Here is a 13270-nt window from a genome sequence, read left to right as displayed (position 1 = left end):
AAAAAAAGCCCCACAATCATTAGACACTTTGTCTAACAATTGTAGGGCACTTCACAATGAAGTACCGCGACTTTTTTGAGTGGAGGCGCAGATAATGAAAGTGATGCTGATCGGCGCACCTGGCAGTGGGAAGTCGACACTGGCCCGACAGCTGGCGCAGCAAACTGGCTGGCCGCTGCTGGCGCTGGACCGGGTCTGGCACGCGATGGATTACTCCGCTGCCGCCAAGGTCCATTTCATCACCAAGCAGACGCAGTTTATGGCTGCGCATCAGGACTGGCTGATCGATGGTAATTTCACCAGTACCATTCCGCTGCGGCTCGCTTCCGCCGACTTAGTGGTGTGGCTGCGGGTGCCAAGCCTAGTGGCCCCACTACGTCTAGTTCGCCGTTCACTGGCCTTCCACCACGATCCGCAGAGCCGGCCGGACATGGCGCCAGGCTTTCAGGAACATTTGGACCGAGACTACTTGGATTTTTTAACGTATGCGGTGACTTTTCGCAGCCGGGTAGAGCCCCGCTTGGCGGCGCTGCTCTCGGCCGCGCCCATCACAACACGGATTCGCATCATTCAAAGTGCCAGTGGCAAGTCTGCCTTAATTGGCGAACTCACTAGCCTCGCGTCTGGGCAGGTTCCGCGCCGGACATCATCAGTGCAGCAGTGATCAAGCAGCTAGCTGACGCACCTTAAGAGGAACAAGGCAGCTTCATCGCTGATTTGGATACGTACCTGGACTATCTTGCGGCGCATAAGATCATGACCATGAAGCGCGCCGCCACGCTCAGGCAGGCGGGGCAAGACGCTGCTACTAAAGCGAAGCAAAGCGGTGGGCGGGTCATTTCAATGAAGCAGGTTAAGAAGTTGGTTAAGGACAAAAATTCGCGGCACTGATCTTGCTGTTCCACGTGAAACAAATTGATCGGAATTTTAAAAACGGCGCTGGGCGGCAAGGTTCAGCGCTGTTTGCTTACACGCCGACGTACAGCGCGTACTGATACTCGTCCTGCCACTGGTCGGCGAGCCAAAATTCGCGGCGGTGGTGAGCTTCCTGGGTCATGCCGAGGTGCTGGTAAAAGCCGATGGCGGCAGTGTTGCTGGCAAGGACGCGGAAGCTGATTTTGCCGACGGCTTGCTGGGCGGCCTCGGCCTTGACTGCGTCGATCAGCGCGCGGCCGATACCTTCGCCTTGGGCCATCTTGCTGACAGCCAGGCCGGCGACCCACTGGTGGCGCATGCTGGCGTATGGTCCGGCAAAGTGGCACGTGATGTAGCCGCATACCTGGCCGGCGTCAGTGCAGGCGACCAGTGTCACTGCCGCGTGATGTAGCAGATCCGTTTTGAACCCATCGTATTCATCCGGCTGCATCATGTGCGGCGTTTTGGTTTCATCCATTTCGCCGGTTTCAATTTGCCAGACGGTGGACATGTCGCCATCAGTGGCTGGTCTAATCGTGATCATTTGAAGGTTTCTCCTTATCTTGTGGTGAATCCACAGTGGTCCAGGGCCAGTCAACAACTGGCAGGTGCGGCCTGGGCAGGGCACCGCGCAGGGCGACAGTCAACTGCCCAATCGCGAGTTGCCACTGCTGGTGCGCCGTGGGGTCGCCGTGCCGTAGTCCAGCTAGAATGATTTTGGCATTTTGCGGCCAGTTGCTTTTCAGCTCGGCAAAACTGGTCGCGTCGGTGCGCGTGACCAACGCGTAAGCCGCGTCGAGGCAGGCTTGCTTGGTTTCGTCTGACAGGCTGGCGGTCCAGGTCGCGATTGTGTCCTGGCTGAGCTGAGACAGCAGGTCAGTTTTCGGCAACGAGACGAAATCTTCGCTTGAAACGGTCCAGGAAAAAGGATCATGCTGGCTGAAGCCGTGGGCGCGGCTTTGCACCACAGTAAAATCAGAATCGGGATCAAACAGGGTGCCGATCAGGCTGGTTTTCGGCACCAGCTTGTGCACGCGCGGTGAAAGCGGCGTTGGGACCGGCTTCCCGATGCCCGGGCCGTCTGCGTTGAACACGGCCTGCACTTGATCCTGAAGGGCACCAGGTGCTTCAACAAAGGCATAAGTCGCCAGCGTCCCGCCCTTGGAGTGCCCACCCAGAAAATACGGGCCCGGATAGGTCGCGGCGATGCGCTTGAAGTAGGCCAGAGCGGCTTTCTGAGACGGGATGGCTTGCATGTAGGCCATGTTAAAGTCTTCCTTCCAGTCGACAAAATCGGCGCGGGTGCCGCGAAAGGCGATGAACTGGCCGTGCGGTAGGGTGAGCGTCAGGGCCGAAAACTGTTTTTGCGCCTCGACGTCGAGTTGGGTGACCTGATCGTGCCACGCAATTGGCCGATACCGCGGCGCGTGAGTCATCAGTTTCAGCAGTGCCAGATTTTCCGCGGGCCGCCAGGTGTGCTGGGTCAAGGCGGTGAGCTGAGTGCTTTTATCCAAGGCGTGCAGGGTGCCACTGGTCACCGGCAACTGTGCAAAATCGAAGTAAGCCAGCTGCGAAAGGAGCACCCCGTCGATTGGCCCGAGTGGCACGGCGCTGAACGGTTCTTGCGCGTAGCTTCTTGCGTAATCCAGCATGTTGGGCATCCGTCTCACCTCCTAGGTTTATTATGCCATAGCTGTTAAGTGATTTTAGGGTAATCAAAAGGCCGAAGCCTCTGCCCCGGCCTGACACTTATTTCTTGCGGTACATCATGTAGAGCGACATGATAGAGTCAGCCAGCATGATGATGGCCATGAGCCACATGGCGTGCGTCATGTTGACCATATTCATGCTAATGTTAGTGGCAAAGACCATCCATACTAGGACAGCGTTGGCGGCAAACATTAACCAGGTAAATAGCTTAGACATTTTACACCCCTCCAGATCTATCCACTATTTATAACGATTCTATTCTACACTGTTTTCGGGCTGGAAGCGTGTTAAAATGGAATCGGACTTAGGTGAGGCACAATTTCCTTGCCAATGATGAAAGGGGAAAGATTATGACACAGCATGTGTATGATGATTACTTTTTCGATGAACCGGCGTACAACACCCACGACGGCGGCTATGTGCCGCTTGAAGTCGCGGACGCGCCGGAGTCCCAGCTGGCGATCCCGCCGCTGTTAAAGCCTGACAAAGAGACTGACACCGATGCGTGGTATACGTTGGAGGCGCAGAAGGGCGAGACCCAGATCCTGCCCGGCGCCAAGACCAAGACTTGGGGTTACAACGCGCCGCTGCTCGGCACGACGCTGGCGTTTGAAGTCGGCAAGCACATTCATGTGACATTGAAAAATTCGCTTGATGAATTGACCACATTCCACTGGCATGGGTTGTCGGTATCCGGTCCGTACGTGGATGGCGGCTGCCACGCGCCGGTTTACCCTGGCGAAAGCAAGCAAATCGACTTCACGCTTGACCAGCCGGCCGCGACGACTTGGCTGCACGCGCACCCGTGTCCGTCGACCGCTGAGCAGGTCTGGCATGGTTTAGCCGCAATGGTGCTGGTGCGTGATCAGCACGAGGCCAGCCTGCCGCTGCCGCGGACTTACGGCGTTGATGACATTCCGCTGGTCCTCCAAGACCGCCGCTTCCACGAAAATAACCAGTGGGACTACCACGCCGATTACGATCCAGATGGTGTGCAGGGCCCGACTGCGATGATCAACGGGACCGTCAACCCAGTCTTTGATGTCACCACCCAAAAGCTGCGTCTGCGGATCCTTGATGGGGCCAACCGCCGTGAGTGGCGCCTGCATTTCTCCGACGATTTGGAATTCACCCAGATTGCCAGTGATTCCAGCTTGCTGCCGGAGCCAGTTCACTTCACACACCTGATGCTGACCTGCGCGGAACGCGCCGAGATCATTGTCGACTTTAAGAACTATAAGGAAGGCGACACGGTTACCCTGTTCTCCGATGATGTGCCGATCGTGAAGTTCCGCATTCACGCTTTCAAGCCGGATAACAGTGTGCTGCCGGATCACCTGATCGACATTCACGCGCCAAAAGTGCTGCCGACGACGCCGGTCCGCAAGATCGTGATGTCGGGGATGGATGAGCAAGTTGCCATCGACGGTAAGAAGTTCAACATGCAGCGCATCGATGCCACGCAGCCGATTGGCTTAGCTCAGTACTGGGATGTCACCAATACCAACACCATGCACGGCGGCATGGTTCACCCGTTCCATGTGCACGGCACCCAGTTCCTGGTCATTTCCCGCAACGGTGGTGCGCCTTATCCGAACGAGCATGGGTACAAGGATACCGTTGGCGTTAACCCTGGTGAAACGGTTCGGCTACTTGTGCGGTTCGACCTGCCAGGCGTCTACATGTATCACTGCCACATCATCGAGCACGAAGACGGCGGCATGATGGCCCAGATTCAGACTTACGATCCGAACAAGCCGATGCCGAAGTACAGGCTCATGGATATGGAGACGCTGACTCAGGCCTTCGCCAAAGAGCGTGGCGTGGATCCAGACACCATGTGGATGGCCGGCATGGATTCATACAAAAAGATGGGTATGAAGATGTAGGCCAATCTTTTCCCGGGAAATAGTGAAGTGGTTCGGCTGGCACGCATGGCGCGTCAACTGGACCACTTTTTGATATCACCCAGGAAATATTCGGTGCGAAAATGCGGTGGCGGCGGGCCGCACGAGCAGGCCGCGAATCGCGTAGGCCAGCACGAAGGAGCGCGCCCAGGTGATCAGAAGAGCAGAAACGGGGATGCCGGGCAGCGCACCCGCCATTACCATGCCCCAGGTCGACATGCTCAGGCACATGATGATGATTGTCGCCCACTGATGAATGCGTTGTGCCCGTACGGGATCAAGGGCGTGCTCTGGGGTGGTGGCGAACACGTTGATCAGCAGGTTCACGGCCGGTGCGGCAATCGTCAGATTCCACGCAAATGCGATCAGGATGGTGGGCGTCCAGCCGCTGAGAAACGTGGTCAAGGCAGCCGCGGTCAAGCCCAGCCGGAAAAGGATGTTGAGACCGCTCATCAACGAGCCCATGCCCAGACACATCTCGGCGGTGAAGAAAAGCTGTTGTTTGCTGTAGGTGTACATGCCCGCTGGCCTCCCTTTGTGCCCGGTGAGTGGCTGGTGCTAGCCAGTCTCGCGGTTAGTGTATGCTGGGGCGCTGAGTTGAGGCAACTAATTTGCCTTGGCGTCAGTGCGGCCGTCAGCCGAGGCTCTTGACGGTATCAATTCCAGACGGTCCTAGGTTATGATTAATGTAATGAATAGTGGAGGTAACACGATGTCAGAAACTAAGCTTGAACTGGCGACTTTGGTCCCGTACCACGACCATCAAATCGCCAGCCGCTCATTGTCCCGCCGCCTGGGCATTACGCTGCCGCTGACAGTGTACGCGATGGCAGCAGGGGAAACCATCAGCACCGAAACTGCCAGCCGAACACGTCTTTTTCAGTGCCTCGATGGAGCACTGACTGTCATTTTTACGGATCATCGCACCGTCGTCGAGCCTGGAGCGATGCTCGTGGTCCCAGCCGGCACGGCGCATACGTTAAGCGCTGAGCAGCCCTGTAAGTTCATGCAAATCGAAAGTGAGGTTCGCAAATGACCTACATTGATAAAATTCCACAAGCCACCGTGGTCGACCTCAAGCAGCTGATTGACTTAGCCGACGGTGAAGTCACCAGTCGCACCCTGGTCCAGCGCCCCGATTTGACGTTGACCCTGTTTGCGGTGGGTACTGGCGAAGAGATCGGCGGTCACGAAGCCGCTGGCGATGCCATGGTGAACGTGTTGAGCGGCGTGGCAGAAATCACGATTGCTGATCAGGCGTACATGGTGGCGGCTGGTCAGACTATTGTGATTCCCGCCGGTCAGCGCCACTCTCTGTATGCCAAGGAGGGTTTTCAGATGCTGCTGACCGTTGTGAAACCGGCCCAGTCTTGAGTGAAACTCTTTGCCGCGACGAAAAGGGACGCTACTCTATGTGAGAGTGGCGCCCCTTTTTTCGTGTGTGGGGTACGTCTAGTCGGCGGCCTTATCACCAGGGTGCGAACCGGGTCTGCCGCCTCGAGGTCCGTGCGGTCTGCCGCCAAAATCAGGGCGTTCGCCATAACCGCCAAAGCCGCGGCTGGGCCCGCCGTCCCACTCCTGCCGGTAGCCGTGGTGGCCGTGGTGCCGCCGCGGGCCAAACTGGCCGAGCTTTTCAAAGTAGGCATCGACAGCCTGGTCCTGGTCCCCGGTTTCCAGGCTACCGACAAGCTTCAGAATCAACCCGGTCAACTGCGCCTGTTCGTCTGCAGTCAGACCGGCGAACATTTTATCCGCCAGCTGGTCCTTGTCGTTCCGGACACTTTCAATGAACTGTTTGCCGTCATCGGTAAGTGAAATCAACTGCACGCGGCCGTCGGCTTCGGATGGGATGCGGGTGATCAAACCTGCGTCCTCGAGCTTTGCCACCATGGCGCTGGCGGAGCTGGGCCGGATGTCGAGGGCCTCAACGATGTCGGCATTAGTCAGGTGATCGTGCTGTGCAATCAGGCGCAGCACGCGAAGTTGGCCGCGCGGGGCGTCGCCTTCGCGGTGGTCGGAATGCAGCGTCCACATGGCACTTTGCGCAAAGCCTCGCTGCGTGAACAGGCGGCCAAAGAGTCTAAGCAATTGTTGAGTATCTTGAGTCATCAGCGATTACCTCCAAGAATTTTATTTAGCTAGCCATATAATAAGACTAACTAACGAAACAAGTGTAATCACTTAGTTAGTTTTTGTCAATAGGGACTAACTAAAAAACTTTTTCAGCGATTTTCTGCGAACTTGATGCTGGTCAAGTCGAATCTTTCTGCTATGCCTTAAGCTGAACTTGTCAATAAGGAAAGGCCATTCGGCAGGCGTCGAAACGGTCAACTTCAAGGAGAGTGGAAGATATGAAATTTCAGATGTGGATCGAAAAGCACACGACTCAGCTCACCGCCGTTTCGGCGCTTCTGATTGTGCTCGGGTACGCAGGCCGATACCTGCTGAATGCACCGCTGGTCTATACGGTCAGCTTGATGGTTGCTTCGATTGTTGCCGGCATTCCGATTTTCTTGCATGCCTACCAGGCGCTGCGCGTGAAGGTCATCAGCATTGAACTGCTGGTCACTATCGCGGTGATCGGGGCGTTTATCATCGGTGAGTACAACGAAAGTGCCATTGTGACCTTCCTCTTCCTGTTCGGGAACTTCCTGGAACAGAAAACCCTCACCAAGACCCGTCAGTCCATTAAGAGCCTGACCGAAATGGCACCGACCAGCGCGGAACTGGTCCACGATGACGGGACAATTGAAGAAGTCGACGTTGACGACCTGGATGTCGGCGACGTGGTCCAAGTCAAAACCGGTGGTTCGATCCCGGTCGACGGTGAAATCGTCGACGGTCAAGGGTACGCCGATGAAGCTGCCGTGACCGGCGAGTCGCGCGCCGTCACCAAGAACGCCGGGGATACCGTGTTCTCCGGCACGCTGCTCAGCGACGGGTACGTGAAGATCAAGGCGACTAAGGTCGGGGACGACACGACGTTTGCCAAGATCATCGAGCTGGTTGAAGACGCGCAGGACACGAAGTCCCATGCCGAAAAGTTTATCGACCGCTTCGCCAAGTATTACACCCCGGCGGTGCTGGTCATCGCGTTGGTGGTCGGCCTGATTTCCCGCGACTTTAAGCTTGCCATCACGGTGTTGGTGCTTGGGTGCCCTGGGGCTTTGGTCATCGGCGCGCCGGTTTCCAACGTGGCTGGCATCGGCAACGGCGCCAAACGCGGCATTTTGGTCAAGGGGGGCTCCGCCATGGATACCTTCTCGAAAGTCGACACCTTCGTGTTTGATAAAACCGGCACGCTGACCACAGGCAAAACCGCGTTGGCAGACAGCAAAGTTTACGGTCCAGACGCCAACCAGGTATTACAGCTGACCGCCGCCGTCGAGGCGCTGTCCGATCACCCACTGGGCCGTGCGCTGACGCAGGCCGCCGATGACGCTCACCTGGATTATCAGTCTCTGTCAATCGAAAACAGCAGCACCATTAAGGGCCAAGGCATCACTGCCACCGTTGCCGGTCACACCGTATGCGCCGGGAACCGCAAGCTGCTTGAGGCGCACCACGTTCAGCTAACCGACGAACAGGCGCAGACGCTAAGTCAGTTCCAGGCCACCGGCAGTTCGATTGTCATTGTGGCCGTTGATACGCAGGTCGCCGCGATTTACGCCATCGCCGACACCATTCGCGAAGGCCTGAAAGATGAGCTGGCCGAGCTGAAAAAGGCCGGTGCCAAGCACCTGGTCATGCTGACCGGTGATAACACGCAAACCGCGAATTACGTCGCGGATCAGCTGGGGATCGATGAGGTCCACGCTGACTTGCTGCCGCAGGACAAAGTTACTTATGTGAAGAAGTTTGAAGACGAAGGCCGCACCGTTGCCTTCGTTGGGGATGGCATCAACGACAGCCCGTCCCTGGCCACTGCCGACATCGGCATCGCGATGGGCTCAGGCACCGACGTCGCGATTGAAACCTCTGACATTGTCCTGATGAAGTCCAGCTTTGCGGCCTTGGACCACGCGTACAAGCTGGCCAAGAAGACCGTGCTTAACACGCGTGAGAACATCTTCATCTCCATTGCCGTGGTCGCCTTCCTGCTGCTGGGCCTGATCGCCGGCTTCATCTACATGGCCAGTGGGATGTTCGTTCACGAGGCTTCTATCTTAGTCGTTATTTTCAACGCGATGCGCCTGATCAACTACGGGAAAAACGACGACAAAGAAAAATCAGAAAATGTCGCGAACTTGACCGCGGTCAATTCCACGAAGTAACGAACCCGGTAGAATGAACTTGTAAATAAGCGAAAGGGAGTCTTTTCAATGAGTAAAAAAATTACGATGCAACTGGATCAGCTAACCTGCCCGTCTTGCCTCACCAAGATCGAAGGCGCCGTTAAGCAGCAGCCTGGGGTTTCCAATGTGAAGGTGCTGTTCAATGCCGGAAAGGTGAAGGCCGATTTCGACGACACCCAGACCTCTGCCGATCAGTTGTCGGACGTCGTCACCAAGCTGGGTTACGAAGTCAAAAAAGTGCGCGTGAAGGACAACGAGTAGGGGGCAAATCATGACAATTGATGAACAATACGAAGCAGAAGTGAAGCAAGCGGATCTGGATCACCACAAGCCAACCGCTGGAGCCATGACTGGCCACATCGTCGCGAATCTGTTCGTGATGAACGTCAAGATGCACCAGGTCGCCTGGTACGTGAAAGGCGAGCAAAGCCTGGCCGTTGCAGATTTCTATCAGCAGCTGATCGCGCAGAACCGCCAGCAAATCGACGAAATCGGCGAGGTGCTGTTGGATGAGGATCAAATCGTCCCCAGCACGACTGGTGAATTCGCGAAGTACACCGGGCTGCAGGAAGACGGCCGGTTGAAGTACGACACCGCCGCCAACATGGTCGCACAGACCGCCAAGGACTTCACCACTGAAGACATGTACATCGACCGCGCCATCAAGCTGGCCGAGCGCGAGGAACGCCCAGCCATGGCGGCTTACCTCACGAAGTTACGCGGGGAGAACAACCAGGCGGTCCGTAAGCTTCAGAGTTTCCTGGGTAAAACGGCCTGGGAAGACCTTGTTGAAGTTGACGACGATGATGACGACGAGGATTAATGACCGTTAATTCCAACTAACACCACCTCTAAAATAGCTGCCTTGTGCCGAGCTGCTCCCGGTGCAGGGCAGTTATTTAATTTCTGCTTGTATTTTATTGGCAGGGTGGTAAGCTTGTCACCAGTTAAGTTGTAATTACACGTAAACCAGGAAGGTATGATTAATATGGATGACACAACAGCAATTGAACAAGTTGTCGCCGCAGAGCGGCAGTACCGGGTCCGCAACGCCAATGATGCGCTGACCAGCGTTTACTGGCCGGATGCGACCGTACATACTAGCTGGCAAAGCGGCCCAATCAGTTCCTTTATTGGCAAGGGCACAGCCGAGATGAACAGTACAATCATTACCCGCGTGTCCACGCCGGTCGTCCATCAGCTCAGCGCGACCCGTGCGTACGTCGAGATGCCGAACCTCTCCGATTACTGGGAGCAGCTGCACGGGGTTGAGGTTGTCCTTGAAGAGTTCATGCGCCTGATCTACCGCGTGGAAAAACGCGACGGCGAGTGGCGCATCGCTGACATGCTGTCGATTTACGAGGCCGACAAGCTGACTCCTGCGATTCCAGGCACGGACCTGAAAATCGACCCGGCGGATGTCAAAGACTTACGCCTGCCGTACCGCTGGATGGCGTACACACGCACCCAGGATGGCGGCACCATTAGCCAGGATCTGCTGGGCGTTGATCAAAAAGATAAAGTCGCGAAGGTCTACGCAGAAGCTGAAGCATGGGCTAAGCAGGGCTAACGCAAAGCACCCACTTTCGTCATTGTCGAAAGTGGGTGTTTTTTTGATAAAACAGCTCAACCACGCGCCTTATCAGGTGAAAAAACGCGGATTTTGTATTTGACGTTAGGCTGTGAGATGAAATGGGGGAAATGTTGATACACCGGGTTGAAAACGATGAAAAAACGCGTTTTAGTAGTCGAGATGATCAGAACTCAGATCGGTACCGTTTGACGCGATAACTTGCTTGTACCAGTAGAAGGACTTCTTCTTCGACCGGGCGAGGGTGCCGTGGCCCTGGTCGTCCATGTCGACGTAGATGAAGCCGTAACGCTTGCTCATTTCGCCGGTCGATAGGGAAACCAGGTCGATGCAACCCCATGGGGTGTAACCCATGACTGGCACGCCATCGTCGATCGCCCCTTGGATCGCCTCGATGTGTGACTTCAGATAGTCGATGCGGTAGTCGTCGTTGATCTTGCCGTCGGGTTCCACCGTGTCTGCGGCACCGAGACCGTTTTCGACGATGAACAGCGGGACCTGGTAGCGGTCGTAGAGCCGGTTTAGCCCAACGCGCAGGCCGACTGGATCGATCTGCCAGCCCCACTCACTTTCCTTCAAGAACGGGTTTTTGAGGCCGCCCAGGATGTTGCCAGCGGTTTTTTCGTTTACTTTGCCGGTGACTTCGGTGACGCTAGACATGTAGTAGGAGAACGACAGGAAGTCGACGTGGTACTTTTTGAGCAGGGCGAGTTCCTCCGGCGTGCGGTCGAGGTCGGCGCCGGTGAAGCCGTACTGCTTGTACAGCGACTCACTATAAGCCGGGTACTCACCGCGCACCTGTACATCGGTGGTGTAGTAGTTAAAGCCTTGGTCGAACTTCAGCGCGGCCAGCTGGTTGACCGGGTTGGCGTCGTACGCGTAATTGGTGGCGTAAACGATCATGTTGCCGACCTGGCTGTCTGGGTTCTTCTCGTGCGCTGCTTTGACTGCATAGGCTGAGCCGACGAACTGGTTGTGCCAAGCCTGAAAGACGTTGCGCTTGTCGTCAGCCCCGGTTTTGGCGATCATGCCTTGGCTGGAGAAGGGGAAGCTGGCCGCCGAGTTGATTTCGTTGAACGTCAGCCAGTATTTGACCTGGTCTCCGAAGCGGTCGATCACCGTTTCCGCGTAGTGCTTGAAAAAGCCGATCAGCTGCTTGTTCTTCCAGCCGCCGTAGTGCTCGGCTAGGTACAGTGGCAGCTCGTAGTGGGAAATGGTGATGACCGGCTCGATGTTGTACTTCAAGCACTCATCGATTACGTTCTGGTAAAAAGTCAGCCCTTTTTCATTTGGTTGCGCCTCATCACCGCGTGGGAAAATGCGGCTCCAGCTAATGGAGAAGCGGTAAGCCTTGAAGCCCATTTCGGCGAACAGGGCGATGTCTTCTTTGTAGTGGTGGTAAAAGTCGATGCCCTCGTGGTTCGGGTACGTGTACTTGGGGTGGGGCTGCCAGTCAAAATCGGGACTCTTAATAATTTTCATGCGGTCCTTGCCGCCTGGTGCGATGTCGTCGATTGATGGCCCGCGCCCGTCGACGTCGTATGCCCCTTCAAGTTGGTTAGCGGCAGTGGCACCGCCCCACAGGAAGTTTTTAGGAAAACTCATATATGATTCCTTCTTTCATTCAGCATGATACGGTGAAACCGCATCCATTGCTTATTATACCGGAGTGCAGCGGGTACCGTCGCGTTCCACGTGAAACATAATGACCTGGTAGGCAAAAAAAACGTGCAGTCCGGCTGGGGATTGCACGTTTCTCAAACTGATGTTGAATGTCTTATTTGATCGGCTTCCAGACCCAGTTTTGGACTTCTGGGATGTCTTCGCCGGTGTCGCGGATGTAATCGTAGTGATACTGCAGGGTGTCGTCCATCTTCTGAACGAAGGCCGCGCCCTTTTCCGCGTAACCTGGGACGTGTTCAACGACGTCCTTGGCCAAGTGGAACCGGTCGAGCTGGTTCAGGACCCGCATGTCGAACGGTGTCGTGATGGCGCCTTCCTCACGGTAGCCGTGAACAAACAGATTGTGGTTGTGACGATCGAAAAAGATGTCTTTGATCAGGTCTTCAAAGCCGTGGAACTGGAAGAAGACCGGCTTGTCCTTGGTGAAGTACGAGTCGAATTCTTCGTCGCTCAGGCCGCGCGGATCGTCCTTCTTCAGCTTCAGAAGATCCAGTACGTTGACGAACCGGATCTTGAGGTCAGGGAACTGATCGTGCAGGAGGTTGATGGCGGCGAGGCTTTCCATGTTCGGTTCGGTCCCGGCTGCGGCCAGCACGACATCCGGTTCAACGCCATCGTCGTTAGAAGCCCAGTCGATGCGCTTCAAGCCATTGTTGGCCAGAACTGTGGCTTCTTCAATGGAGTAGAACTGCGGCCGCGGCTGCTTGGAGGTAATGAGCAGGTTGATGGTGTTTTCGCTGCTGAAAACCTTCGGCGAAATTGCGAGCAGGGAGTTGGCGTCGGCCGGCAGATACTCACGAATGAATTCGCCTTTCTTTTCGGCCAGATGCGTCAAAATACCTGGGTCTTGATGGGTGTAGCCGTTGTGATCCTGCTGGAACGAGGTCGAAGTGGAGACGACGTTCAGTGACGGATATGGACGGTGCCAAGGCTCGTCTGCGGCTTCGCGAATCCACTTGAAGTACTGGGTCAGCATGGAGTCCACCACGCGCAGGAATGCTTCGTAGGACGTGAACACGCCGTGACGACCGGTCAGGGTGTAGCCTTCAAGGAAGCCTTCCGCCTGGTGTTCAGACAGCTGGGAATCGATGATGCGACCGGACGCGTTCATGTCCTCGTCAGAGCCGTTGTCGGAAATGTGTTCTAACCACTGACGATTGGTTGTATCA

The 13270-nt window shown here is 55.9% G+C and carries 16 protein-coding genes; 9 read left to right on the top strand and 7 right to left on the bottom strand.

Annotated features, from left to right (window positions below; genetic code table 11):
- Positions 1-94 precede the first annotated feature (94 nt).
- On the top strand, positions 95-664 hold the full coding sequence (locus FC75_RS12225; protein ID WP_054662729.1) for an AAA family ATPase: 570 nt from the start codon (positions 95-97) through the stop codon (positions 662-664).
- A gap of 53 nt (positions 665-717) precedes the next feature.
- Complete coding sequence (locus FC75_RS12770; protein ID WP_156403635.1) at positions 718-891, top strand: hypothetical protein; 174 nt, start codon at positions 718-720, stop codon at positions 889-891.
- Positions 892-967: 76 nt separating this feature from the next.
- On the opposite strand, the gene FC75_RS12220 is transcribed toward FC75_RS12770, so the two are convergent.
- From FC75_RS12220 to FC75_RS12765, 3 genes are all read right to left on the bottom strand, one after another.
- Positions 968-1459 carry a GNAT family N-acetyltransferase gene (locus FC75_RS12220; protein WP_054662726.1) on the bottom strand — a complete coding sequence of 164 codons (492 nt, stop codon included), beginning with the start codon at positions 1457-1459 and terminating at the stop codon, positions 968-970.
- Positions 1446-2576 carry an Mbeg1-like protein gene (locus FC75_RS12215; protein ID WP_054662723.1) on the bottom strand — a complete coding sequence of 377 codons (1131 nt, stop codon included), beginning with the start codon at positions 2574-2576 and terminating at the stop codon, positions 1446-1448. Before FC75_RS12215 ends, FC75_RS12220 begins: the two co-directional genes overlap by 14 nt.
- 88 nt (positions 2577-2664) lie before the next feature.
- Positions 2665-2841 carry a hypothetical protein gene (locus FC75_RS12765; protein WP_156314311.1) on the bottom strand — a complete coding sequence of 59 codons (177 nt, stop codon included), beginning with the start codon at positions 2839-2841 and terminating at the stop codon, positions 2665-2667.
- A 134-nt stretch (positions 2842-2975) separates the two neighbouring features.
- On the opposite strand from FC75_RS12765, the gene FC75_RS12210 reads away from it, so the two are divergent.
- On the top strand, positions 2976-4514 hold the full coding sequence (locus FC75_RS12210) for a multicopper oxidase family protein (protein ID WP_056989995.1): 1539 nt from the start codon (positions 2976-2978) through the stop codon (positions 4512-4514).
- Positions 4515-4589: 75 nt separating this feature from the next.
- Here FC75_RS12210 and FC75_RS12205 read toward each other — a convergent pair whose 3' ends face one another.
- A complete protein-coding gene (locus FC75_RS12205) occupies positions 4590-5051 on the bottom strand; it encodes a DUF2798 domain-containing protein (protein ID WP_056989994.1) in 462 nt (153 codons plus the stop codon).
- 193 nt (positions 5052-5244) lie between these two features.
- On the opposite strand from FC75_RS12205, the gene FC75_RS12200 reads away from it, so the two are divergent.
- The gene (locus FC75_RS12200) at positions 5245-5568 is read left to right on the top strand and encodes a cupin domain-containing protein (RefSeq protein WP_054662718.1); all 324 of its coding nucleotides are present in this window, start codon (positions 5245-5247) and stop codon (positions 5566-5568) included.
- Positions 5565-5906 carry a cupin domain-containing protein gene (locus tag FC75_RS12195; RefSeq protein WP_056989993.1) on the top strand — a complete coding sequence of 114 codons (342 nt, stop codon included), beginning with the start codon at positions 5565-5567 and terminating at the stop codon, positions 5904-5906. The genes FC75_RS12200 and FC75_RS12195 overlap by 4 nt, the downstream gene beginning before the upstream one ends.
- Positions 5907-5984: 78 nt before the next feature.
- Here FC75_RS12195 and FC75_RS12190 read toward each other — a convergent pair whose 3' ends face one another.
- On the bottom strand, positions 5985-6641 hold the full coding sequence (locus FC75_RS12190) for a MarR family winged helix-turn-helix transcriptional regulator (protein ID WP_054662715.1): 657 nt from the start codon (positions 6639-6641) through the stop codon (positions 5985-5987).
- Between the two features lie 242 nt (positions 6642-6883).
- On the opposite strand from FC75_RS12190, the gene FC75_RS12185 reads away from it, so the two are divergent.
- From FC75_RS12185 to FC75_RS12170, 4 genes are all read left to right on the top strand, one after another.
- Complete coding sequence (locus FC75_RS12185; RefSeq protein ID WP_054662712.1) at positions 6884-8806, top strand: heavy metal translocating P-type ATPase; 1923 nt, start codon at positions 6884-6886, stop codon at positions 8804-8806.
- Between the two features lie 48 nt (positions 8807-8854).
- A complete protein-coding gene (locus FC75_RS12180) occupies positions 8855-9088 on the top strand; it encodes a heavy-metal-associated domain-containing protein (RefSeq protein WP_054662709.1) in 234 nt (77 codons plus the stop codon).
- A gap of 10 nt (positions 9089-9098) precedes the next feature.
- Positions 9099-9650 carry a ferritin-like domain-containing protein gene (locus FC75_RS12175; RefSeq protein WP_054662706.1) on the top strand — a complete coding sequence of 184 codons (552 nt, stop codon included), beginning with the start codon at positions 9099-9101 and terminating at the stop codon, positions 9648-9650.
- Between the two features lie 165 nt (positions 9651-9815).
- Positions 9816-10397 (top strand): hypothetical protein, encoded by a 582-nt coding sequence (locus FC75_RS12170; protein ID WP_054662704.1) that lies wholly within the window; start codon positions 9816-9818, stop codon positions 10395-10397.
- Between the two features lie 171 nt (positions 10398-10568).
- Here FC75_RS12170 and FC75_RS12165 read toward each other — a convergent pair whose 3' ends face one another.
- Together FC75_RS12165 and FC75_RS13100 are read right to left on the bottom strand one after the other, a co-directional pair.
- Positions 10569-12023, bottom strand: a complete 1455-nt coding sequence (locus FC75_RS12165; protein WP_056989992.1) for a glycoside hydrolase family 1 protein — start codon at positions 12021-12023, stop codon at positions 10569-10571.
- 172 nt (positions 12024-12195) lie between these two features.
- Positions 12196-13270, bottom strand: a 1075-nt coding sequence (locus FC75_RS13100; RefSeq protein ID WP_476737435.1) for a phosphoketolase family protein, incomplete at its 5' end; no start/stop codon positions are given.

It is taken from the genome of Lacticaseibacillus camelliae DSM 22697 = JCM 13995 (assembly GCF_001436615.1).
Taxonomy (GTDB): domain Bacteria; phylum Bacillota; class Bacilli; order Lactobacillales; family Lactobacillaceae; genus Lacticaseibacillus; species Lacticaseibacillus camelliae.
The sequence above is the reverse complement of the archived record's forward strand: the minus strand, read 5'-3'. Positions and strand labels throughout refer to the sequence as shown.